The 21,299-nt window shown below is 73.6% G+C and carries 21 protein-coding genes; 14 read left to right on the plus strand and 7 right to left on the minus strand.

Annotation, left to right across the window (positions count from 1 at the left end; translation table 11 throughout):
* The first annotated feature begins 4 nt into the window (after nt 1-4).
* Nucleotides 5-709, plus strand: a complete 705-nt coding sequence (locus ABZ567_RS01940; protein WP_360783416.1) for a DUF4191 domain-containing protein — start codon at nt 5-7, stop codon at nt 707-709.
* 85 nt (nt 710-794) lie between these two features.
* On the opposite strand, the gene ABZ567_RS01945 is transcribed toward ABZ567_RS01940, so the two are convergent.
* The gene (locus ABZ567_RS01945) at nt 795-1,262 is read right to left on the minus strand and encodes an RDD family protein (protein ID WP_360783419.1); all 468 of its coding nucleotides are present in this window, start codon (nt 1,260-1,262) and stop codon (nt 795-797) included.
* 244 nt (nt 1,263-1,506) lie between these two features.
* On the opposite strand from ABZ567_RS01945, the gene glnA reads away from it, so the two are divergent.
* Nucleotides 1,507-2,931 (plus strand): type I glutamate--ammonia ligase, encoded by a 1,425-nt coding sequence (gene glnA, locus ABZ567_RS01950; RefSeq protein ID WP_360783421.1) that lies wholly within the window; start codon nt 1,507-1,509, stop codon nt 2,929-2,931.
* 84 nt (nt 2,932-3,015) lie between these two features.
* Here the strand turns inward: glnA and ABZ567_RS01955 are convergent, their stop codons facing one another.
* Nucleotides 3,016-3,291 (minus strand): hypothetical protein, encoded by a 276-nt coding sequence (locus tag ABZ567_RS01955; protein ID WP_360783424.1) that lies wholly within the window; start codon nt 3,289-3,291, stop codon nt 3,016-3,018.
* A 149-nt stretch (nt 3,292-3,440) separates the two neighbouring features.
* Here ABZ567_RS01955 and ABZ567_RS01960 point away from each other — a divergent pair, with 149 nt between their 5' ends.
* Both ABZ567_RS01960 and ABZ567_RS01965 read left to right on the plus strand, forming a co-directional pair.
* Nucleotides 3,441-3,800 (plus strand): ArsC/Spx/MgsR family protein, encoded by a 360-nt coding sequence (locus tag ABZ567_RS01960; RefSeq protein WP_360783426.1) that lies wholly within the window; start codon nt 3,441-3,443, stop codon nt 3,798-3,800.
* 14 nt (nt 3,801-3,814) lie between these two features.
* A complete protein-coding gene (locus ABZ567_RS01965) occupies nt 3,815-5,224 on the plus strand; it encodes a PLP-dependent aminotransferase family protein (protein WP_360783429.1) in 1,410 nt (469 codons plus the stop codon).
* On the opposite strand, the gene ABZ567_RS01970 is transcribed toward ABZ567_RS01965, so the two are convergent.
* Entirely contained in the window at nt 5,122-6,129 is a 1,008-nt protein-coding gene (locus ABZ567_RS01970; protein WP_360783431.1) for a Gfo/Idh/MocA family oxidoreductase, read from the minus strand. The genes ABZ567_RS01965 and ABZ567_RS01970 overlap by 103 nt on opposite strands.
* A 42-nt stretch (nt 6,130-6,171) precedes the next feature.
* Here ABZ567_RS01970 and ABZ567_RS01975 point away from each other — a divergent pair, with 42 nt between their 5' ends.
* The 4 genes from ABZ567_RS01975 (at nt 6,172) to ABZ567_RS01990 (ending at nt 10,978) form a co-directional block, all read left to right on the plus strand.
* Nucleotides 6,172-7,725: a hypothetical protein gene (locus ABZ567_RS01975; RefSeq protein WP_360784988.1), complete on the plus strand. Its 1,554-nt coding sequence runs from the start codon at nt 6,172-6,174 to the stop codon at nt 7,723-7,725.
* Nucleotides 7,722-8,897: a hypothetical protein gene (locus tag ABZ567_RS01980; RefSeq protein WP_360783433.1), complete on the plus strand. Its 1,176-nt coding sequence runs from the start codon at nt 7,722-7,724 to the stop codon at nt 8,895-8,897. The genes ABZ567_RS01975 and ABZ567_RS01980 overlap by 4 nt, the downstream gene beginning before the upstream one ends.
* A gap of 139 nt (nt 8,898-9,036) precedes the next feature.
* Nucleotides 9,037-10,068, plus strand: coding sequence for a glutamine synthetase (gene glnII / locus ABZ567_RS01985; protein WP_360783435.1), 1,032 nt, complete (start codon nt 9,037-9,039; stop codon nt 10,066-10,068).
* A 361-nt stretch (nt 10,069-10,429) separates the two neighbouring features.
* Nucleotides 10,430-10,978: a winged helix-turn-helix domain-containing protein gene (locus tag ABZ567_RS01990; RefSeq protein WP_360783438.1), complete on the plus strand. Its 549-nt coding sequence runs from the start codon at nt 10,430-10,432 to the stop codon at nt 10,976-10,978.
* Here ABZ567_RS01990 and ABZ567_RS01995 read toward each other — a convergent pair whose 3' ends face one another.
* Together ABZ567_RS01995 and ABZ567_RS02000 are read right to left on the minus strand one after the other, a co-directional pair.
* Nucleotides 10,979-12,436 carry a PepSY-associated TM helix domain-containing protein gene (locus tag ABZ567_RS01995; RefSeq protein ID WP_360783440.1) on the minus strand — a complete coding sequence of 486 codons (1,458 nt, stop codon included), beginning with the start codon at nt 12,434-12,436 and terminating at the stop codon, nt 10,979-10,981.
* A gap of 43 nt (nt 12,437-12,479) precedes the next feature.
* Entirely contained in the window at nt 12,480-13,163 is a 684-nt protein-coding gene (locus ABZ567_RS02000) for a hypothetical protein (RefSeq protein ID WP_360783442.1), read from the minus strand.
* 221 nt (nt 13,164-13,384) lie between these two features.
* Here ABZ567_RS02000 and ABZ567_RS02005 point away from each other — a divergent pair, with 221 nt between their 5' ends.
* The 5 genes from ABZ567_RS02005 to ABZ567_RS02025 all read left to right on the plus strand — a co-directional run bounded on the left by ABZ567_RS02005 (nt 13,385) and on the right by ABZ567_RS02025 (nt 19,767).
* On the plus strand, nt 13,385-14,389 hold the full coding sequence (locus ABZ567_RS02005) for an NAD-dependent epimerase/dehydratase family protein (protein WP_360783445.1): 1,005 nt from the start codon (nt 13,385-13,387) through the stop codon (nt 14,387-14,389).
* A 98-nt stretch (nt 14,390-14,487) separates the two neighbouring features.
* Nucleotides 14,488-15,282 carry a tyrosine-protein phosphatase gene (locus ABZ567_RS02010; protein ID WP_360783448.1) on the plus strand — a complete coding sequence of 265 codons (795 nt, stop codon included), beginning with the start codon at nt 14,488-14,490 and terminating at the stop codon, nt 15,280-15,282.
* 79 nt (nt 15,283-15,361) lie between these two features.
* Complete coding sequence (locus tag ABZ567_RS02015; protein WP_360783450.1) at nt 15,362-17,581, plus strand: hypothetical protein; 2,220 nt, start codon at nt 15,362-15,364, stop codon at nt 17,579-17,581.
* Nucleotides 17,582-17,818: 237 nt separating this feature from the next.
* Nucleotides 17,819-18,703: a metal-dependent hydrolase gene (locus ABZ567_RS02020; protein WP_360783453.1), complete on the plus strand. Its 885-nt coding sequence runs from the start codon at nt 17,819-17,821 to the stop codon at nt 18,701-18,703.
* Nucleotides 18,703-19,767 carry a PDR/VanB family oxidoreductase gene (locus ABZ567_RS02025; RefSeq protein ID WP_360783456.1) on the plus strand — a complete coding sequence of 355 codons (1,065 nt, stop codon included), beginning with the start codon at nt 18,703-18,705 and terminating at the stop codon, nt 19,765-19,767. The genes ABZ567_RS02020 and ABZ567_RS02025 overlap by 1 nt, the downstream gene beginning before the upstream one ends.
* Before the next feature lie 24 nt (nt 19,768-19,791).
* Here the strand turns inward: ABZ567_RS02025 and ABZ567_RS02030 are convergent, their stop codons facing one another.
* Nucleotides 19,792-20,217: a hypothetical protein gene (locus ABZ567_RS02030; protein ID WP_360783458.1), complete on the minus strand. Its 426-nt coding sequence runs from the start codon at nt 20,215-20,217 to the stop codon at nt 19,792-19,794.
* Nucleotides 20,218-20,254: 37 nt separating this feature from the next.
* On the opposite strand from ABZ567_RS02030, the gene ABZ567_RS02035 reads away from it, so the two are divergent.
* Nucleotides 20,255-20,968 (plus strand): TetR/AcrR family transcriptional regulator, encoded by a 714-nt coding sequence (locus tag ABZ567_RS02035; protein WP_360783460.1) that lies wholly within the window; start codon nt 20,255-20,257, stop codon nt 20,966-20,968.
* Here ABZ567_RS02035 and ABZ567_RS02040 read toward each other — a convergent pair.
* Nucleotides 20,953-21,285, minus strand: coding sequence for an isomerase (locus tag ABZ567_RS02040; RefSeq protein WP_360783463.1), 333 nt, complete (start codon nt 21,283-21,285; stop codon nt 20,953-20,955). The two genes, ABZ567_RS02035 and ABZ567_RS02040, sit on opposite strands and share 16 nt — an antisense overlap.
* Between the last annotated feature and the right edge of the window lie 14 nt (nt 21,286-21,299).

The raw sequence follows: 21,299 nt of genomic DNA on the forward strand, positions 1-21,299 counted from the left end.
GGACATGGCGAGGAAGGCAAACACGGGCAGCGCTGACGCTGCGAACCAGGGGCGACTCAAGCAGATCGCCCTCACGTACAAGATGACCCGAAAGGCCGACCCCAAGGTCGGACTTGTCGTCGCAGGCGTGGGCATCGTCGTACTCGGTGTCCTCCTCGCGATCGGCTTCCTGATCGGGCACCCGGTCTACCTGGGCATCCTGGGATTCGTCCTGGCGCTCCTGGCGGCGGCCATCGTCTTCGGGCGGCGTGCCGAGCGCGCGGCCTTCGGACAGATGGAGGGCCAGCCGGGCGCGGCCGCGGCGGTCCTGCAGAACGTCGGACGCGGCTGGACGACGACCCCCGCGGTCGCGATGAACCGCAGCCAGGACGTCGTGCACCGGGCGGTCGGCCGGGCCGGCATCGTGCTGGTGGCGGAGGGCAACCCGAACCGGGTGAAGCCGCTGCTGGCGGCCGAGAAGAAGCGGATGAACCGCGTCGTGGTGGACGTGCCGGTGACCGACATCATCGTCGGTGACGGCGAGGGCCAGGTGCCGCTGAAGAAGGTCCGTACGACCATGCTCAAGCTGCCTCGGGTGCTCACCGGCCCGCAGGTGACGGCGGCCAACGACCGGCTGCGGGCGATGGGCGACCTGATGAGCAACATGCCGCTGCCGAAGGGTCCGATGCCGAAGGGCATGCGGATGCCGCGGGGCGGAAAGACGCGCTGACGCGCCCGACCGCTCTCATGGGGCGAACGAGAGGGGCCCCGGACCGTGACAACGGTCCGGGGCCCCTCTCGTCTGTCGGTACGCGTCAGACGCGGACCTGGACGGCGCCGGAGAGGCGGTCGTGGAGGCCGCGTCCGTCGCGGTCCCAGATGAGGGCCGGGATCGCCAGGCAGACCAGCAGGGAGCGCAGCGCCACGCGCGGCAGGCCGAGGCGCCCGCCGCGGACCGAGACGACCCCGAGGCCGAAGAGTCGCTTGCCGGGCGTCGAGCCGACAGTGCCGACGGTCAGCACGCTCAGGACGAACAGGAGGCCGAGGGCCCAGTTGCCCGTGGCCTGGTTGTAGCCGTCGGTGATCAGGCCGTATGCGATCAGCGTGCAGAGGGCCCAGTCGACGGCGAGGGCGCCGAGGCGCCGCCCGGGACGGGCGATGGAACCGGGGCCCTCCTCCGGCAGCCCCAGCTGCTGACCGCGGTAGCCGAAGTCGACGCCTGCGTCCTCGGCCGCCGCGCGGGGGCCGGAGAGCCAAGATCCGAGTGCTTGCCTGTTGTCCACCCGACCACGGTACTGTGCCCGTTTTTGATCACTTCGGCCCGGGTCGGCGAAGACGGGCCGGACCGGTCGCCCCGGAGCGCCGGACACCGCGGCGACACCCACCCCGGTTAACTTCGACGAAACAAATGGGTCATGCTTGAGAAATCCCGTCTGCCTATGGTCGGGTCCAGCGTGTGCCACCGCACTGGCCGCACGACCGAGCTGCAAGCCCGCCCCTCCCCGGGCCGGGAGTAGGAGGAGTTGGATGTCCGAGAAGCACGGGTTCCAGAACGCCGACGAGGTCCAGAAGTTCATCAAGGACAACGACGTCAAGATGGTCGACGTCCGTTTCTGCGACCTTCCGGGCGTGATGCAGCACTTCACGATCCCGGCGACGGCCTTCGACCCGGCGGAGGAGCTCGCCTTCGACGGCTCGTCGATCCGCGGCTTCCAGGCGATCCACGAGTCCGACATGGCGCTCCGCGCCGACCTGTCGACGGCCCGGGTGGACCCCTTCCGCCGTGACAAGACGCTGAACATCAACTTCTTCATCCACGACCCGATCACGGGCGAGCAGTACAGCCGTGACCCGCGGAACATCGCGAAGAAGGCCGAGGCGTACCTCGCCTCCACCGGCATCGCCGACACCGCGTACTTCGGCCCGGAGGCGGAGTTCTACGTCTTCGACTCGGTCCGCTTCGAGACCTCCGCGAACCAGGGCTTCTACCACATCGACTCCGAGGCCGGCGCCTGGAACACCGGTGCGGAGGAGAACAACCGCGGTTACAAGGTCCGCTACAAGGGCGGCTACTTCCCGGCCCCGCCGGTCGACCACTTCGCCGACCTGCGCTCCGAGATCTCCCTGGAGCTGGAGAACGTCGGCCTCCAGGTCGAGCGCCAGCACCACGAGGTCGGCACCGCCGGCCAGGCCGAGATCAACTACAAGTTCAACACGCTGCTCGCCGCGGCCGACGACCTGATGCTCTTCAAGTACATCGTGAAGAACGTCGCCTGGCGCAACGGCAAGACCGCGACCTTCATGCCGAAGCCGATCTTCGGCGACAACGGCTCGGGCATGCACGTCCACCAGTCGCTGTGGGCGAACGGCGACCCGCTGTTCTACGACGAGACGGGCTACGCGGGCCTCTCGGACACCGCCCGCTACTACATCGGCGGCATCCTCAAGCACGCGCCGTCGCTGCTCGCCTTCACCAACCCGACGGTGAACTCCTACCACCGCCTGGTCCCGGGCTTCGAGGCGCCGGTCAACATGGTGTACTCGCAGCGCAACCGCTCCGCCGCCATGCGCATCCCGATCACGGGCTCGAACCCGAAGGCCAAGCGCGTCGAGTTCCGCGCGCCGGACCCGTCCTCGAACCCGTACCTCGCCTTCTCGGCGCTGCTCCTCGCGGGCCTCGACGGCATCAAGAACAAGATCGAGCCGATGGAGCCGATCGACAAGGACCTGTACGAGCTGGCTCCCGAGGAGCACGCCAACGTCCCCCAGGTCCCGACCAACCTGGAGGCCGTCCTCTCCGCCCTGGAGGACGACAACGAGTACCTCCAGGCCGGCGGTGTCTTCACCTCCGACCTGATCGAGACGTGGATCGACTACAAGCGCACCAACGAGATCGCCCCGATCCAGCTGCGCCCGCACCCGCACGAGTTCGAGCTGTACTTCGACCTCTAGACCGCGGCCCCCACGTGACGAAGGCCGCCGCCCCGGAAATCCGGGGCGGCGGCCTTCGCCGTGCGCGAGGCGGGTGAGCGGCCGTCAGCGGCCGTAGCGGATGAAGGTGCGCACCATGCGGCAGGTGCTGTCCGAGGGCGGGTGGATGTCGAGGCGGGCGGCCGTGGTGCGTATCGTCGCGTTCGTGGCCTTCGACGGGACGTAGACGCCGGCGTCGAGGAGGGCGATCGCGAGGCGCATGGCCTTCAGGCGCCGGTTGTGCGTCACGTACCACTCGCGGGGGCGGCCCGCGGGCAGGGGCTTCCTCTGGAGGGGCTTCCAGGGTTCGATGGACGGCGTCCGGATCACGGCGAGAGCCATGGGCTACCTCCTGGCGAACGGTGGGGTGCGGGCCCTCCCCGGGACCCTCACCTTCACCCCCCATTCTAGTGCCCCCCACTGACAATCGCCCCTGGCCAGACGGGGTTTGAGGGGTGATGGAGCGAAGCCCGGCGGGTACCGTGGGGCGCATGGAGATCTGGATCAACCCCGCCTGTTCCAAGTGCCGCGCCGCCCTCACCCTTCTCGACGCCGAGGGGGCCGACTACACCGTGCGGCGGTATCTGGAGGACGTGCCCTCACCGGAGGAGATCGCGCGGGTGCTCGAACGGCTCGGGCTCGAACCGTGGGACATCACCCGGACCGGGGAGACCACCGCCAAGGAGCTCGGCGTGAAGGACTGGCCCCGGGACGCCGGCCACCGCGACCGGTGGATCGGGGCGCTCGCCGGACACCCCGAGCTGATCCAGCGGCCCATCATCACCGCCGAGGACGGCACCGCGGTCGTCGGCCGGTCGGAAGAGGCCGTACGGGACGCGTTGTCCCGCTGAACGGGAACGGGAGCATGGTGCTCGGGAACGATCTGCATCTGGAACTCGGAGCCGGTGGCGGGCGGCGGGCCGCGCTCATCGGGGCGCTGCGCGACGCCGTGCGCGGCGGGCGGCTCGCGCCGGGGACCCGCCTGCCGCCCTACCGCACCCTCGCCGCCGACCTCGGGATCGCCCGCAACACCGTCGCCGACGCGTACGCCGAGCTGGTCGCCGAGGGCTGGCTCACCTCCCGTCAGGGCTCCGGGACCCGGGTCGCCGACCGGGTCGCCGCGCCCGCCCCCGGGCCCGTGCGGCCCTCGGCGCCGCCACCGCTCCCGTACGACCTCGTCCAGGGCAAGCCCGACCCCGGCGCCTTCCCGCGAGCGGCCTGGCTCGCGGCCGCCCGGCGGGCCCTGACGGCCGCGCCGCACGAGGCCTTCGGGATCGGCGACCCGCACGGCCGGATCGAACTGCGCCTGGCACTCACCGAGTACCTCGCGCGCGTGCGGGGCGTGCGGACCGCCCCGGACCGGATCGTGATCTGCTCGGGCGCCGCGCACGCCCTGCGGCTGCTCGCGCGGGTCCTCGGCACGACGGACCCCTGGGCCGTGGAGGCCTACGGGCTGCCCTTCCACCGCGGGCTCCTCACCGGCGCCGGGGTCACCACGGTGCCGGTGAGCGTCGACGAGGACGGGGCGAGGGTCGGGGAGATCCCCCGCCACGCGGGCGCGGTGCTGCTCACCCCCGCCCACCAGTTCCCCACCGGTGGGCCGCTGCACCCCGAGCGCCGGGCCGGCGTCCTGGAGTGGGCGCGGGCCTCCGGCGGTCTGGTCGTCGAGGACGACTACGACGGGGAGTTCCGCTACGACAGGCGGCCGGTCGGAGCCGTCCAGGGGCTCGACCCGGAACGGACGGTCCTCATCGGCTCCGTCAGCAAGAGCCTCTCCCCCGCGCTCCGGATCGGCTGGATGTGCCTGCCGGCGGCGCTCGTCGACCCGGTCGTCACGGCGAAGGGCGAGCGCGAGCCGTACGCCGCCGCGACGGAGCAGCTCACCCTCGCGGACTTCCTCGCCTCCGGCGGGTACGACCAGCACGTCCGGCGCATGCGCCTGCGCCACCGGGCGCGGCGCGACCGGCTGACGGCGGCGCTCGCGGAGCGGGTGCCCGCGGTACGGGTCACGGGCATCGCCGCCGGTCTGCACGCCGTGGTGGAACTGCCGCCGGGCACGGAGCGGTCGGCGCCGGCCGCGGCGGCCCGGCACGGGGTCGCGGTGGAGGGCCTGGCCTCCTACCGCCACCCCGACGCCCGCGACCCGGCCCGCCCGGACGGTCTGGTCGTCGGCTACGCCACTCCGCCGGAGCGGCTGTACGGGGCGGCGCTCGACGCGTTGTGCGACGCGCTGCGCGCGGTGTCGGGCGACCGCTCGGGCGACGGTCCGTCCTGAGGACGTCGGGCCGCCTCCGTCTCCGCCGCCGTCAGGATCTCCGTGAGACGGAGGCCGAACCGGGCGTCGCACGGGTGGGGGTCCCCGGTGCGGGCCGCCGTGACGAGGGCGTCCACGGCCGCGCCGAAGGCGGCCACCGCCCCGTCCCAGCGGGGCAGTTCCGTTCTGCCCCCGGCGCCGTACAGGGTGAGGGCCGCCTCCGCCGCCTGCGGTGGGGCGCTGAGAGTGAGCGTGGCGGTGCTGCTCGCCCCCGAGGTGTGCCGCAGGACCAGGTGGTGGGTGTCGTGCGGGCCGGTTGCGGCGGTGATCGCCGTGACGTCGCCGAGGACCGGCAGGTAGACCGAGAGGACGTGCGGGCCGACGTCCCAGAGGCCGCCCTTCTCCCGGCGCCAGGGGGAGGCCGCGTACGCGCTGGTGGAGCCCGGCCCGTAGAGCGATCCCAGCCAGTGCGCCTCGCCGAGGAACCAGCCGCCCTTCGCCGCCTGTTCCTCGATCCAGCGGGCCGTCGGCCCCGCGAACCGCAGCGTGCAGAAGACCACCGAGGCGACCCCCGCCGCCTCGACCGCCTCGGCCACCTCCCGCGCCCCGGCGACCGTCGTCGCGACCGGCTTGTCGAGGAGGACGTGGCACCCGGCCCGCGCCGCCCGGACCGCCAGCGGGGCCTGCACGTCCGGCGGGAGCGCGAGGGCGACGGCATCGCTGGCCGCGAACAGGGCGTCCACGTCGTCGTACGCGCGCGTGCCGGAATCGGCGGCGAGCGCGGCCGCTGCCTCGGCGCGTCTGCCCCAGACCCCGCTGAACTCGATCCCCGGATGCCGGGCGAGCGCGGGCGCGTGCGTGCGACCGGCCCAGGGGCCGGTGCCGAGGAGTCCGATACGGGGCTTCACGCCCGGGTTCTTGGCCATGCCCCCAGTCTGCCGGGTGGCGGTGACGAGCGGCCAAATCCGCTGGCGGACCTCCCCCCGCCCGGTGTTAGCGTTTCCGGGCCGGCCGCGGGACTCCGGTGCGACTTCCGGAACCTGCCTATGAAGCAACGTCTTCGCTGTTCGTGCCCTCATTCCCCGGCCGGCGCCCACGAGAGGGGAAGAGCCTTGTCCGAGCTCGTCGCCGCCGAGGACGTGCTCCTCTTCGTCAACGCCGCCGTGACCGCCACCGGCCAGCGCGAATTCCGCTCCTCCGCGGCCGCGCAGCACCTCTCCCTCCGCTTCGTCCACGAGTACGTACGGGTCAACTACCGGCCCGTGTACGCCGCCGCCCTCGCGCTCGACATCAACCACCACAACGCCGCCCTCATCGTCGAGCAGCTGTTGCGCACGGCCGGTGAGGCGGGCGGGCCCGAGGAGAAGCGGGCCGAGGGGCGGCTGATCGGCGCGCGCCTCGCGCTGCTCCCGCCGCAGCGGGTCTACCGGCTGTTCCGCGCGCTGCGCACGGCCGGGGTCAACAACCGGCGCACGCGCGCGATCACACGCGCGTGGCTCGCGGCCCGCCCCGATCACGCCCTGGACGCGGTGAAATACCGGTCCGGACTGAAGGCCGCCCTGCGGCACGTCCACGGGCGGCTGCCCGATCCCGAGACGGGTGACTTCCTCTTCGCGCCGGGCCGCCGGGTCCGGTACGAGAACGCGACGCTCGACGCGTTCCGCCGGGCCCGCTACGAGCAGGGCGCGATCTACGAGCTGCCGTTCACGGTCGCGGAGGGGTTCGCCGCGAAGCACGGCGTGCCGCGCGCGGTGTTCCTGGACCGGATCGCCCCCCGGATGACGCGGCTCGAACAGCTCAGGACGGAGCGGGCCGCCGACCTGTCGGTGATGCCGCTGACCCGTCTCGCCCTGTACGTCCTCTCGCTGTCGTTCGGTGAGCGGGTGGCGCGGCGGGCCGAGCTGACGGGTGCGCTGCGGGCGGCGGCACGGCGCGCCGCGGGGCCGTACGCCGGGAGCTGGGGGCGGGTCGTGGCCGTGCTCGACGACAGCTTCTCCTCGTCGGGTTCGGCGGTGAAGCGGCGCCGTCCGCTGGCCGTGGCGCTCGGCTCCCACTACCTCCTGGAGGCGCTCGCGGCGCCGGGGGCGTACACCCCGCTGTGGACGTCGGGCGGCAGCGATCCGCTGCTCGTCCGGCCGTACGGGCCGACTCCGCTGGGCCTGCGGATCCTCGACGCCCTGGAGGCCGGCCCCGACCGGCTCGTGATCGTGTCGGACGGCTGGGACAACGCGCCGCCGGGGCTCGCGGGCGAGGTGCTGCGGGTGTGGCGGACGCGGCTCGATCCGGGGCGGCGGACGAGTGTGGTGCACCTGAACCCCGTATACGACGCGGAGGGCTTCGACGTACGGCGGCTCGCCCCGGGCGTGCCCGCCGCCGGGATCCGGGACGCGGAGGATCTGGCGGCGCTCGTGGAGATCGCCCAGTTCGCCGAGGGGCGGACGGGGTTCGGGGAGCTGCGGGCCTATCTGGACCGGCGGGTCGAGCTGTTCCTGGACGCCGCGGGAGAGGGGGCCGGGGGATGACCCGGATCGATCTGACCGGTCTCGACGTGCGGCCCGCGCAGGTGTGGGGCGGGGTGCGGCTGGTGCCGCTCGTACGGGCCGAGCCGGTGCCGGGGCTCCGGCTGCGCCGGGAGGTCTACGAAGGGTCCGGCGGGTGGGGCGCCGTCGACCTGCCCGACCGCACCACGTACACCTCGTACATCCCGCACGGTCTCGTCGCCGACTGGACGACGGGAGCGGGGGCGGGTACGGCCACGGGAGCCGAGTCCGCCGCGTACGGGACCCGGCTGGGTGGTGAGGGGCCGCCCGCCTGCGTGCCGGTGCGGCGGATCCAGCGGCTGGCCAAGCGGCGCCAGGGCGAGCGGAGGCTCCGGTTCCTCCCGCTGCACCTGGCCCTTGAGGGGTATCTCGCGCTGCACTTCGGCGGGCCGTCCGTGGTCTGGGACGACTGGTCGCGCGAGGCGCTGCGGCACGGGCTCTCGCCGCGCGCCGAGGCGGCGTACGCGGGGTGGGCGGTGCCCGGCCTCGCGGAGGCGCTGCGGGTCTTCGAGCTGCACCCGGGGCAGTGCGGGATGCTCCTGTACGTGGCCGACACGCTGGCCGCGGCCTTCGTGGTGCCGCACCCGGACGACTACCGGCTTCTGCACCCGACGCTCGTGGAGGACCTGTTCGGGGAGCTGGTGCACCAGTACGCGTACTACGGCGGGCCCGTACCCGAGTTCACGGCGCGGATCCGGGACGGGGCCGGCGGGATCCGCACCCTCGCCGACCTGCGGGCTGCGGCGCGGGAGCAGGAGCGGGCCTGGGCGGTGGCGCACGACGGGCTGATGGCGCGGGACCTCCTGGAGACCTCGTACGCCTTCGAGCGGGTGTACCGGGCGGGGCCGTTCGACCTGTACCGGTTCCTTCCGCCGTTCCGGCGCGGCGGGCGGGAGCAGCACATCGGCGAGCTGATCACCGACCGTAAGGGCCGGGCGGTCTATCTGAAGACGTTCCGGCTCTCGGAGAACCAGATCCGCAAGGGGCATCTGCTCCAGCGGCTCGCCTCCTGCGACTGGGACCCGGGGCGGACCGCGGAGGCGCTCGGGACCTCGTACGCCGAGGTGGTGCGGCGGATCCACGGCGCCGGGCTCGACGGGCTCCTGAACGCCCACACCGTCGCACAGCGGCTGCGGGAAACACAGGGAAGCTGAGTAACACGGGGTTCACATTCGGGCAACCGACGGGAAATCCCGTGTTGCGAAGCTGCGACCGGACACCGAACACCGCAGCTTCTCGCAGCGCCGCGAGCCGTTGCGATTCCCGCAGCAGCACGCCCAAAGGATGAGGCCCGTGACCTTCAAGGCTGAGTACATCTGGATCGACGGCACCGAGCCGACCGCGAAGCTCCGCTCCAAGACGAAGATCATCGTCGGCGACGCCCTCGCGCTCGACGAGCTGCCGATCTGGGGCTTCGACGGTTCCAGCACGAACCAGGCCAAGGGCCACGCCTCGGACCGTGTCCTCAAGCCGGTCTTCTCCTGCCCGGACCCGATCCGCGGCGGTGACGACATCCTGGTGCTGTGCGAGGTCCTCAACACGGACATGACGCCGCACGACTCCAACACGCGCGCCGCGCTGGCCGAGGTCGCCGCGAAGTACGCCGCTCAGGAGCCGATCTTCGGCATCGAGCAGGAGTACACCTTCTTCAAGGGCTCGCGCCCGCTGGGCTTCCCCGAGGCGGGCTTCCCGGCCGCGCAGGGCGGCTACTACTGCGGTGTCGGCGCGGACGAGATCTTCGGCCGTGACGTCGTCGAGGCGCACCTGGAGAACTGCCTCGCGGCGGGTCTGGGCATCTCCGGCATCAACGCCGAGGTCATGCCGGGCCAGTGGGAGTTCCAGGTCGGTCCGCTGGCTCCGCTGGAGGTCTCCGACCAGCTCTGGATCGCCCGTTGGCTGCTGTACCGCACGGCCGAGGACTTCGACATCTCGGCGACGCTGGACCCGAAGCCGGTGAAGGGCGACTGGAACGGCGCGGGCGCGCACACCAACTTCTCCACGAAGGCGATGCGCGAGGGCTACGACGCGATCATCACCGCAGCCGAGTCCCTCGGCGAGGGCTCGAAGCCGCTCGACCACGTCAAGAACTACGGCGCCGGCATCGACGACCGCCTCACCGGCCTGCACGAGACCGCCCCGTGGGACCAGTACTCCTACGGTGTCTCGGACCGCGGCGCCTCGGTCCGCATCCCGTGGCAGGTCGAGCAGGACCAGAAGGGCTACATCGAGGACCGCCGTCCGAACGCGAACGTCGACCCGTACGTGGTGACCCGCCTCCTGGTGGACACCTGCTGCGAGGCCCTGGAGAAGGCCGGCCAGGTCTGATCCGCGCTCCACACGTCCGACGGAAGGGGCGTCCACCGTTTCACACGGTGGACGCCCCTTCCGTCATGTGGGAAGGACAACACGGGTTTCCGGCCGCAGGGGACTGCTCACCGGCATTCCCGAGTAGTAGACTAGGGATATGGCCATCACACGGAACGACAGCGCGACGGGTCGTCATGACCTCGAGCCGTTCTGGCCTTCCCGGCAGCATCACGACTTCGACCGGGTGTGTTGCCGCGCGAGGAACGCGTCGGCCCTCTAAAGCCCCGATCGGTACGGTCCGATCCAGCGGCCTTCGGCCGACGCGCACGACGAACGACTCCTGTCCGTCTGTTTCTCCGCGCGAAAGAGCTGATCTCCCATGGCCCACACCCAGAGTGCCTCCCTCACGGCCGTCCGTCCCGGCCGGCACCGACTGCGCGCCGTCGACCCCGACGAGAGCGTCGACTTCGCCCGGGTCGCGGACTTCCTGCCGCCCGGCGCCACCCTGCTGCCCGCCCCCCCGCACACCCTGCCGACACTGCCGGGGCGTCCGCCGATGGTCGGGTACCTGGTCCTCCTGCCGGCCGACCAGCAGCCGCCGCAGCCCGTCGCCGCTCCCGCGCCCGTCGCGTCCCCCGTGGCGGAGCAGGGGCCGGTGGCCATCGACGACGCCCGGCGGATCGCCGTCGTGGACGGGCGGCCGCTCGACCTGACCTATCTGGAGTTCGAGCTCCTCGCCCATCTCGTGTCGAACCCCCACCGGGTGCACACCCGTGACCAGTTGGTCACCACCGTGTGGGGGTACGGGCACGTCGGCGACGGGCGTACGGTCGACGTGCACGTGGCCCGGCTGCGCCGCAAGCTGGGCGCCGAGCACCGCCACACGATCCAGACCGTGCGGCGGGTCGGCTACAAGTACACGCCCTGATCAGCTCGTTCGTGACCTCGCCCGCAGCCTGGACACCAGCGCGAGGGCGAGGTCCACGGCCAGGAACAGCAACAGGCTGAGGCCGAGCAGCGGGACGAACCAGGCCACCAGCGCCGTGCCCGCGGCGAGGGGCAGCAGCAGGGTCACCGGCACGCGCCGCCACGCCCCGCGCGCCGCCGGACGGCCCGGGCTGCGCAGCCACCACATGCGGTAGCCCCAGAGGATCAGCAGGATCAGGGAGAGGGCCAGGGCCGCGAGGGCCAGCTGGTTGAACAGGCCGAGGAAGACGCCGGTGTGCGCGTCGATGCCTATGCGGGTGAGCTTCGCGAGCAGCGGGTAGTCGGCGAAGGCGAGCCGGTCGAGGACCGCGCCGTCGGCCGGGTCCACGGCGACGGAGTCCAACTGGAGCGGGAACTGCGTGTCGGTCTCCTTGACCACGTAGCCCTTGCCCTCGGCGGGCAGGACCACCGAGATCCTGGGACTGTCGACGCCGGCACCGCGGGCCGCCTCAAGTGCCCTGTCGAGGCCGATGTCGGGGCCCTGGGCCGTGGTGTCGCCCCCGGTGTGCGCCCCGCCGTGGCCCTCGTGCTCCGAGGAACCGCCGGCGGCCGCGCCTTCGACGGTCGCGGAGAGGGTGGGGGTCGCGCCGCCGAGTCCGTCCTGGACCGCACCGATGTTCTCGCCCGCGTACCGCGACCAGGTCAGGCCCGTCGCGGACAGCAGGACGAGTCCGGTGACCGCCCACAGGCCGACCGAACCGTGCCAGGACAGGGTGCGGCGACGGGAGGCGGGACCGCCCTCGGGGACGAAGAGGGCGCGGCGGTTCCCGCGGCGCCGGCCGAGCCAGAGCAGCAGGCCGCCGAGCGCGATGACCCACAGCCAGCTCGCGGCGAGTTCGCTGTAGTTGCGGCCGAGGTCGCCGAGGTGCAGATCGCGGTGCAGGCCGTCGATCCAGGTGCGCAGCGGGAGGGCGCCGGAACTGCCGTAGCTGGGCAGCTGTCCGCGTACGTCCCCGGTGTACGGGTCCACGAAGACGGCCAGCGAGGTGTCCTCGGGGACGTCGGGGTCGGCCATCAGGACCCGGGTGGTCGCGCCCGGTTCGGCGCCGGGCCAGACGGCGGTGACGGTGCCGTTCGGATTGACCTTGCGGGCGATGTTCACCTGCTGGGACAGCGGCAGGGTCGTGTCGCCGACGGGGACCTCCAGCTCGTGGGCGTACACCACCTTCTCGGCCTGGAAGGAGAGCGCGTAGAGCAGACCGGATGCGGCGGCCACGAGGAGGAACGGGGCGAGGAGGACGCCCGCGAAGAAGTGGAGGCGCAGGACGAGGGGGCGCAGGGCGCTCCAGGTTCCGGCCCGGTGGGGAGCGGCGGGAGGTGCGGTGGTGGCCGCGGTCGGGGTTGCTTCCGACGGTGGCGCCTCGGGTGTTTCCGGGCGTGCGGGATCGTCGATGGTCATGACTGTCCTAGGACTCGGTGCAGACAGGGGGAAGACCCCCGGGTCAGACGTGTGCTCCGAGGGCCGTGGCGCGGGGTACGGACAGCCGGGGCGGGCCGCGCCGGGACAGGGCGTGCGCGAGGACGACGGTGTGCGGCCGGTGGGCGGCGCGCCGGGTCCCGCGGACCGGGCGGAGCGGGGCGTCGGGGACGCGGACGCGTGCGGACAGCAGGCGCAGGGGGGTGAAGGCGTACGCGAGGGCGGCTCGGGCCAGCGTGAAGAAGGCGGCCTCGCCGCGGGCCAGCCAGAGCCCGCAGAGCAGCGCGGCGAGCAGGTGCACGGCGAGCATGCCGGCGCCGGAACCGCTGACGGTACCGATGTCGATGCCCATGCCGGCGCCGGAACCGGCGGCGGCACCGATGTCGGCGCCCATGCCGGTGCCGGAACCGCTGGCGGTACCGGTGTCGGCGCCCGCACCGGTGCCGGGACCCGGGGCGGAGTACATGCCCGTGCCGTGCGACCCGTGCGTGCCGGTCATGTCGTGCGCGTGCGTCCCCGGCCGGTGGCCCGCGTCACCGGGGTGGGATCCCGCCACCGAGAAGATCAGGTGCAGGCCGCCCTGGAGGGCGAACAACGCGCCCGCGATCGTCGGCGCCCCCCTGCGGCGACCCGCCGCGGCCCAGGCGGCCCCCGCCGTCACGACGAAGGCGCCGAGCAGCGCGAGCGCCGGGAGCCGGTGCGCAGACATGGACGAATGCCCCACGGCCGCCAACGCCACGCACACCACCGCGAACAGGGCGGCTCGCAAGGCGCGCACAGGCGACCGGGCATCCGTCATCACCCGTCATGGTGTCACCCCGTCGTGCGGCTCACGAGCCCTGCCGCATCCGATGACGTTCCTCCCCCGGCGGAATCCTCCGGGAGCGGAAAGTCCTGGCCGCGCCCGGTGGCGCCGGAGAGGATCGGATCATGAAGCTACTGATGCTCGGAGGTACGGAGTTCGTCGGCCGCGCGATCGTCGACGCGGCGCTCGCACGGGGCTGGGAGGTGACCGTCTTCCACCGGGGCCGGCACGCGCCGCCGGAGGGGGTCACGTCGCTGCGCGGTGACCGCACCACCGGCCCTGACGGCCTCGCCGCCCTCGCCGAGGGTTCCTGGGACGTCGTCGTCGACACCTGGTCGGCCGCCCCCTCGGCGGTACGGGACGCGGCCCGGCTGCTCGCGGGCAGGGCCGGGCGGTACGCGTACGTGTCGAGCCGTTCCGTGTACGCCTGGCCGTCCGCCGCAGGACTCGCGGAGGACGGGCCGCTGGTGGAGGGGTCGCCGGACGCCGGGGACGTGCCGTACGCGGAGGCCAAGCGGGGCGGTGAGCTCGCCGTCACGGCCGCCTTCGGCGCGGACCGGACCCTGCTCGTCCGCGCGGGCCTGATCATCGGCCCGTACGAGAACGTGGGCCGGCTCCCCTGGTGGCTCGGCCGGATCGCGCGTGGCGGACCGGTTCTCGCCCCCGGGCCCGCCACCCTCCCGATCCAGTACGTCGACGCCCGCGACCTCGCCGAGTGGACGCTCGACGCGGTGGCCGCGGGGCTCTCCGGTCCGTACAACCTCGTCTCGCCGGCCGGGCACACGACCATGGGCGAGCTGCTCGACGCCTGCGTACGGGTCACGGGCGCGGACGCCGAGCTCCGCTGGACCGCTCCCGAGGCACTGCTCGCGGCCGGGGCGGAGCCGTGGTCGGAGCTGCCGGTGTGGCTGCCGCCGGGCGAGATGTACGACGCGATGCACACGGCCGACGTCTCCCGGGCGCTCGCGGCGGGTCTGCGCTGCCGGCCCGCGGCGGAGACGGTCGCCGACACGTGGGCGTGGCTCGCCTCGCTCGGCGGGGTCGCGCCACGCCGACCGGACCGGCCGGAGGTGGGCCTGTCCGCCGCGCGGGAGGCGGAGGTGCTGGCGAAGCTCGCGGCCGACGGCTAGGCGGGGAGGAATCGCCCGGACCTGCCCGAACCGGGGTGATCCCTTACCGTCGAGACGAGCGCGCCGCCGAGGAGCGTACGAACCGGAGGAGTCGCCGCATGCCCGCCATCCCCGCCGCCTCCGTCGCCAACCTCCGTGATCTCGGCGGACTGCCGCTCGGTGGCGGGCGGGCCGTCCGTCCCGGCCTCGTCCTGCGTTCCGCGCAGCTCGACCGGCTCGACCCGGCCGAACCGGCCGTGGCCGCTCTGGGCATCCGTACGGTCGTCGACCTCCGTACGGAGACCGAGCGCGTCGAGCGGCCCGACCGGCTGCCGGCCGGTGCGCGGCGGATCGTCGCTGACGTCCTCGCCGACCACCTGGCCGTCAGCGGGCTGCCGCCCGCGGCCCGGCTCAAGGATCTGCTCACCGACCCGGCGCTCGCCGAGGAGTACCTCGGCGGGGGCAAGGTCCGGGCGGCCTTCGCCCAGACCTACCGGACCTTCGTCGCCGGCGACTCCGGCCGCGCCTCGTACCGCACCCTCCTCACCGAGCTGGGCACGCCGGGCGCCGGGCCGCTGCTCTTCCACTGCACGGCGGGCAAGGACCGGACGGGCTGGGCGGCGACGGTCGTCCTGTCCCTGCTCGGCGCGGACGAGGAGACCGTGCGGAGCGAGTACCTGTCGGTCAACACGGCGGTACGGCAGGCGTTCGCGCCGATGATCGAGGGCTTCACGGCCCAGGGCGGCGACCCCGACCTCGCGCTCGACCTGATCGGGGTCCTGCCGGAGTACCTGGAGGCCGGGCTGGACGAAGTGGTGGTCCGGCACGGGTCGATGGAGACGTACGTCCGGGAGGGCTTGGGCGTTCCGGACGAGGTGACGGGCGTGATCCGGGAGCGGCTGACGGTCGGGTGACGACCGACGAGGCGGGGTGTCCCCTGGGGCGCGCCCGGAGCCGGGGTGACCATCGGAAGAATCGCTCGTTCTGCTGAACGTGAGCACCCAGGATCTCGTTCCCTCGCCCGTGGGCCCCGTCGACGTCGAGCAGGCCGAGGCCGCGCTCGTCGAGCGCTATCCGCGTCTCGTCCGCATCGCGTACCTCGTGCTGCCGCCGTCGCTCGGCCGGAACCGGCGGGTGCTGACCGCGCACGCGCTCGTCCAGCGTTCGCTGCCGCGCCGGCGGGTGCCGGGGCCGACCGTACCGGAGCAGTGGCTCGCGGAGGACGCGGTCGATCCCGGTTACGCGTACGTGCGGGGGGAGGTGCTGCGGCAGGCGCTCGCCGCCGGGCTGCCGCTGCGGCGCCTCGCGCTGCCGCGCAGGGCGCAGTTTCCGCCGCTGCTCCCCCACGTGTGGGGGCTGCGGTTGTTCCCCCGGGTGGGCGGCGCCGACGAACTCGCCCTGGACCAGCGGCTGTCCCGGCTCTCGGGCCCGGGCCGCGCGGCCTACGTCCTCAGGGGCCTGGAACGCCAGGGCGACCCGGAGGTGCTGCGGGTACTGGCGTCGGCCGGCGTCGAGAACCCCTGGGCGGCACTGGCGGAGGCGGACGCCCTGGAGGAGGGGGACGAGGGGAACGAGCGGACGTCCGGGGCGGGGGCCGGGCACGGGCACGGGCACGGGGCCGGTGCGGGAGCAGACGCGGAGGCCGGGGCCGGGGTCGGTAAGGGTGCGGGTACGGGCGTCGGTACGGGGGGCGGGGTCGGTACGGGTGCGGGTACGGGCGTCGGTACGGGGGGCGGGGTCGGTACGGGTGCGGGGCCCGGGGCCGGTCCCGAAGCCGGGCACCCCGGCGCCCTCGGTGCCGCCGGCGAGGCCGGACGTGCAGTCAGGAGCGGGGGCAGCGGGGCCCTTCAGGCCCGGGGGGTCGGCGGGGTCGCTCTGCTCGAGTCCGACGAGTTCGATCCGTGTGCGCTCCAGGCGCGGCCCACCGACCTTCTGCGGCGGCGGCAGCACGCGCGGGCCGCCGGGGTCGCCGTCGCCGCGCTCGTCGTGTGCGGGACGCTGCTCGGGCTGCCCGGGGACGGCTGGGGCAGGAACGGCGCGGCGGCGCCCTCGTACGCCCGTAGCCCCGCCGCCGAGGCCGCGCTCGACCCCGGCGCGCTCAAACGGGTCGCCCCGGCGGCCTGGCCCGGTTCGACCCGGCGGGACTTCTCCGTGTGGCCCGCGCGCGGTGCTCTGACCGGGGACAGCGCGCTTCTGCGGCGGGCGCTGGCCGTCTGGGCCAGGCCCGGCGCCTCCGTGCGGTCCTCCGCGACGCCCGGGACTCCCGTGGGCCCGCCGATGGGGCCCCCGCAGCTGCTGTTCGCCGGCGTGGTGGACGGAGCCCGGGTGGTGCTCCTCCACGACGGGCTGCGGGCCGTGCGGTACGCGGAGCCGGTCGGGGGCGCGGCGGGCGCGGCGCTCGACTTCGCGCGGACCGACGGGGCCGACGCCGTCGGTTCGGCCGCGCTCGTCCTGTCCCGCGCGGCCGGCAACGTCCGCTACCTCACCGCTCCCTGGGTGACGGAGACAGCGGTACGGGATCTCCTGGTGCCCGCGAAGGAGCCATGGCCGCTGGCGCGGGACGCGCACGGGACGACCGATCCCGTCCCGAGTCCCGCCCTGGCGAAGGACTGCACCCGCTGGAACACCCTGCAGGTACGGGAGGGTTCGGGCGTGCGGCTCCTCGCCGACCTGGGCGAGCTGGCCCCCGCCCGGCTCCTGTGGGGACCGCCGGACGCCCCGGTGGACGCCACGGGCCCGGCGGCGCGGGAGGCGTGGGCCCGGACGGCCTGCCGGCTGACGGCGGTACGGGCGCACGGCGTGCGGTCGGTGAACGCCTGGCGGTTCGCCTCGCAGCCGCTCCCCGAGGGCGCGGGACGCGGCACCTGGCTGTGCACCCGCGCGGAGACCTGGCGGGGCACCGGCAGCCGGGTCCTCGCCCAGTTCCTGGTCCCGTCGCCGACGGTCCCGGCCGCGCTCGCGGCCAGCTCCGAGGGTTCACCGGCCTGCGGGGTCCGGGACCCCCGGGTGCTGGCGGGCGTGCTGTGGAAGGCGCCGAGCGGCGGGTGGTACGTCCTGGCGGCCGGCAGTCCCGACTTCACCGCCCTGGAGACCTCGGGCGGGGTGAAGGGCCGCTCGAACGGCCCGGTCCTCGCCGTGAAGGCCGCCGCGGGGGCTCGGGCGGACCTGGACGGGACGCTCCGGGACGGCACCCGGATGAGCGCCCTGAGGTGACCCCGCGCACCACCACCCAGGTGTCCAGCACAGTTGACTCCACGCGTATCGCCCCACGCCCGTCCCCACACGCCCGTCCCCACACGCGCGTCTCTACACGCGCGTCTCTACACGCGCGTCTCCACACGCGCGTCTCCACACGTCACCCGCGCATGGCCACCGGGCGCCGACCCGCCCCCGCCAGAAAGCTCCCGCACACCCCTGTTCCCGCCGTTTACCCCTCAGTACATTGACGGCATGTCTAATACGCAGCCCGCACCGGTGGCGTCGGAGCACGTCGAGCTCACAGCCCGCAAGGTCTCCTTCGACTGGGCGGAGACCCCGCTCCACTGGGTACCCGGTGATCCCTTCACCACGCACACCATCAACGTGCTGCATCTGCTGCTCCCGGCCGGCGAGCGCTGGTTCGTGCACGTCTACAAGCAGGCGCTGCCGCACATCACCGACGACCGGCTGCGCGCGGACGTCATCGGCTTCATCGGCCAGGAGGCCGTCCACTCCCAGGCCCACGACGACGTCCTCCCCCACCTCCGCGCGCAGGGCCTCGACCCCACCCCCTACACCGCCCAGGTCGACTGGTTCTTCGAGAGGCTCCTCGGTGACCGGACCCTGCCGCCGGGCCGGCCTCGCCGCTGGTGGCTGATGGAGCGGGTCGCGATGATCGCCGCCATCGAGCACTACACCGCGTTCCTCGGCAACTGGGTCCTCAACGCCGACGCGCTCGACCGGGCCGGCGCCGACCCCACGATGCTGGACCTGCTGCGCTGGCACGGCGCGGAGGAGGTGGAGCACCGCTCGGTCGCCTTCGATCTGTTCATGCACCTCGACGGCGGCTACCGGCGCCGCGCCCGCACCTGGGCGCTCGCCTTCTCCACCCTCGTCTTCCTCTGGCAGCGGGGCGTCCGCTTCTTCATGGAGAACGACCCGACCCTCCACGACGGCAAGGCCTCCCTCGGACAGTTCGTCCGCAGGGGCCGGCAGGGCGTGCTGCCCTCCACCCCCGCCATGCTGCGCTCCATACCCCGCTACCTCAGCCGCGCCTACCACCCCTCCCAGGAGGGCGACACCGCGCAGGCCCTGGCCTACCTGGCCTCCTCCCCCGGCGCCGGCGGAGGCCGCTGATGCCCCGGTTCGCCACCGTCGCCCTCGTCGCCGGTGCCGCCCTGCTCGCCCGCCGCGCCGTCCGCGACCGCATGTCCACCGCCCCCCTGTGGCCGATGCCCGCCCTCGACGAGCCCGTGTCCGGATACGGCCGGGGCAGCACCGTCCCCCGCAGGGTCCGGGTGACCCGGCGCGCCACGCCCGCCGAGGGTGTCGTCGAACTGCGCCTGGAGGGGAGCGGGTTGCCCGCCTGGCAGCCGGGAGCCCACGTCGACCTCGTCCTGCCCTCCGGCCTCGTGCGGCAGTACTCGCTCTGCGGCGATCCGGCCGACCCCACCTCGTACACCGTGGCCACCCGGCTCATCGAGGAGGAGCGGGGCGGCCGGGGCGGCTCGCGCGAGGTCCACGAGCAGGTGCACGAGGGCGTGGAGATCGAGATCCGGGGTCCCCGCAACCGCTTCCCGCTGGTCGAGGCCCCCGCGTACGTCTTCGTCGCCGGTGGCATCGGCATCACGCCCGTCCTGCCGATGCTGCGCGCGGCCGAGGCGGCCGGGGCGGACTGGCGGCTCGTGTACGGCGGACGGAGCCGGGCCACCCTGCCGTATCTGGCGGAGATCGAGGCGCTGGGCGGCGGCGAGCGGGTGACGGTCGTCGCCGAGGACGAGTCGGGTCACCCCGACCTCGGCTTCCTCGCGCAGACCCCCGCCGAGACCCTCGTCTACTGCTGCGGACCCGACGGTCTGATGGACGCGGTGGCGGCGGCGATGCCGGAGGGCCGGGCGCCGCGCCTCGAGCGCTTCTCGGCCGCGGCGACGGCCGGCGGCACCGCGTTCGAGCTCGAACTGCGCCGCTCCGGGCGTACGGTCGCGGTGGCGGCCGACCAGTCCGTCCTGGCGGTGGTGCGCGAGGAGGTCCCGGGCGTCATGTACTCGTGCCGGCAGGGGTTCTGCGGGACCTGTCGACAGCGGGTCCTGGAGGGAGAGATCGACCACAGGGACGAGCTGCTCACCGACGCCGAGCGGGACGGCTCGATGCTGATCTGCGTCTCGCGCTGCTCGGGGAAGCGGCTCGTGCTCGACCTCTAGGCGCCGGCCGGGGGCGGGCGGACGTCAGGGCAGGATCAGCCAATCGAAGGCCAGCGCGGCGAGGAGGCCTCCGACCAGGAGCCAGGTGGCGAGCCGCGTACGGCCGTTGCGGGACAGCTCGATCACGATCCCGCAGAGGATCATGGCGAGGCCGTAGACACCGACGACCAGGACCGACGTCCGGCTCGCGAGGCGGACGACGAGCACCACGGCCATCGCCACGAGCAGCACGGAGGCGACGGCGACGCGCAGTCGTCGCGCCTGCTTGGGGGTGAGCCCCGAGGCGGGGGGCGCGTCCTCGTGCGCCTCGTCCTCGTGCGCCTCGTCCTCAAGGACCTCCTCCTCGGGGACCTCCTCCGCGGGCTTCTCGGAAGTCTCTTCGCGGCTCGCGTCGGCCTCGGGGGCCTCCGGGGCCTCGGTGGCCGTGGTGTCCTGGTCGGAAGCGCTCATGGAGCAGCAGCGTAACGGACCCCGTTAGGCTGTTCGTATGACGACCGGGGTGCGCCGCAGGATGGGCGTCGAGGAGCGCAAGCAGCAGTTGATCGGGGTCGCCCTCGAACTCTTCAGCCATCGCTCTCCCGACGAGGTCTCCATCGACGAGATCGCCGCCGCCGCCGGAATCTCGCGGCCGCTGGTCTACCACTACTTCCCCGGCAAGCAGAGCCTCTACGAGGCGGCGCTGCGGCGGGCCGCCGACGAGTTGGCGGCCCGGTTCGTGGAGCCGCCGCAGGGGCCCCTCGGGGCGCGGCTGCTGCGGGTGATGGGCCGGTTCTTCGACTTCGTGGACGAGCACGGGCCGGGTTTCGCGGCGCTGATGCGGGGCGGGCCCGCGGTGGGTTCCTCCACGACGAACGCGATGATCGACGAGGTGCGGCAGGCCGCGTACGAGCAGATCGTGGCCCATCTGGAGGTCGAGAGGCCGTCGGCCCGGCTCGAACTGGTCGTCCGTTCCTGGGTGTCGCTCGCCGAGTCGACGGCGCTGCTCTGGCTGGACGGGCGCCGGGTGCCGCGCGCGGAGCTGGAGTTGCAGCTGGTGCACGATTTCGCGGCGCTGGCCGCGGTGAGCGCCGCGTACGACGAGGAGGTGGCGGAGACCCTGGTCCGGATCCTGGCGGACGAGCCGGCGGACGGCCCGTTCGGGGAACTGGTGGCCAGGCTCTCCGCGTTCGTGCTCCGAGTGCCGGATCAGCGCTTGCGGTAGGACGGTTCGAGGTCGCGGACCTCGACGGAGAGGCGTACGCCGTCCGTCGCCCTGAGGTGGGCGGGCAGCAGGTCGAGCACGCCTTCCGAGAGCCGGCCCTTGAGCTCGTCGGTGCGGCCGGGCAGCAGGGCGATCTCGACGTGCACGATGACGTCGTCGCTCGTCCCGTCGCCGGTGACGAGTTCCTCGATCTCGCGGAAGCGGGTCTTGCAGGCGTCGAGCGTCGTGTCGACCGTCTTGACGACGAACGGGTGCAGGGCGCGTGCGAAACCGCGCCGGTCGAGGGGCGCGGAGTAGTCGACGGTGATCTGAGGCATGAGGGTCACTCCCG

It is taken from the genome of Streptomyces sp. NPDC016459 (genome assembly GCF_040632845.1).
Lineage (GTDB): Bacteria > Actinomycetota > Actinomycetes > Streptomycetales > Streptomycetaceae > Streptomyces.

Bases quoted from the DNA above. Each gene is read 5' to 3' on its own strand.
- ABZ567_RS02020 (WP_360783453.1), top strand. From the start codon at position 17,819: ATGTCTAATACGCAGCCCGCACCGGTGGCGTCGGAGCACGTCGAGCTC.
- ABZ567_RS02025 (WP_360783456.1), top strand. From the start codon at position 18,703: ATGCCCCGGTTCGCCACCGTCGCCCTCGTCGCCGGTGCCGCCCTGCTC.
- ABZ567_RS02030 (WP_360783458.1), bottom strand. From the start codon at position 20,217: ATGAGCGCTTCCGACCAGGACACCACGGCCACCGAGGCCCCGGAGGCC.
- ABZ567_RS01940 (WP_360783416.1), top strand. From the start codon at position 5: ATGGCGAGGAAGGCAAACACGGGCAGCGCTGACGCTGCGAACCAGGGG.
- ABZ567_RS02040 (WP_360783463.1), bottom strand. From the start codon at position 21,285: ATGCCTCAGATCACCGTCGACTACTCCGCGCCCCTCGACCGGCGCGGT.
- ABZ567_RS01970 (WP_360783431.1), bottom strand. From the start codon at position 6,129: ATGGCCAAGAACCCGGGCGTGAAGCCCCGTATCGGACTCCTCGGCACC.
- ABZ567_RS01990 (WP_360783438.1), top strand. From the start codon at position 10,430: ATGGCCCACACCCAGAGTGCCTCCCTCACGGCCGTCCGTCCCGGCCGG.
- ABZ567_RS01965 (WP_360783429.1), top strand. From the start codon at position 3,815: ATGGTGCTCGGGAACGATCTGCATCTGGAACTCGGAGCCGGTGGCGGG.
- ABZ567_RS01955 (WP_360783424.1), bottom strand. From the start codon at position 3,291: ATGGCTCTCGCCGTGATCCGGACGCCGTCCATCGAACCCTGGAAGCCC.
- ABZ567_RS01980 (WP_360783433.1), top strand. From the start codon at position 7,722: ATGACCCGGATCGATCTGACCGGTCTCGACGTGCGGCCCGCGCAGGTG.
- ABZ567_RS02005 (WP_360783445.1), top strand. From the start codon at position 13,385: ATGAAGCTACTGATGCTCGGAGGTACGGAGTTCGTCGGCCGCGCGATC.
- ABZ567_RS01995 (WP_360783440.1), bottom strand. From the start codon at position 12,436: ATGACCATCGACGATCCCGCACGCCCGGAAACACCCGAGGCGCCACCG.
- ABZ567_RS02010 (WP_360783448.1), top strand. From the start codon at position 14,488: ATGCCCGCCATCCCCGCCGCCTCCGTCGCCAACCTCCGTGATCTCGGC.
- glnA (WP_360783421.1), top strand. From the start codon at position 1,507: ATGTCCGAGAAGCACGGGTTCCAGAACGCCGACGAGGTCCAGAAGTTC.
- ABZ567_RS02035 (WP_360783460.1), top strand. From the start codon at position 20,255: ATGACGACCGGGGTGCGCCGCAGGATGGGCGTCGAGGAGCGCAAGCAG.
- ABZ567_RS01960 (WP_360783426.1), top strand. From the start codon at position 3,441: ATGGAGATCTGGATCAACCCCGCCTGTTCCAAGTGCCGCGCCGCCCTC.
- ABZ567_RS02000 (WP_360783442.1), bottom strand. From the start codon at position 13,163: ATGTCTGCGCACCGGCTCCCGGCGCTCGCGCTGCTCGGCGCCTTCGTC.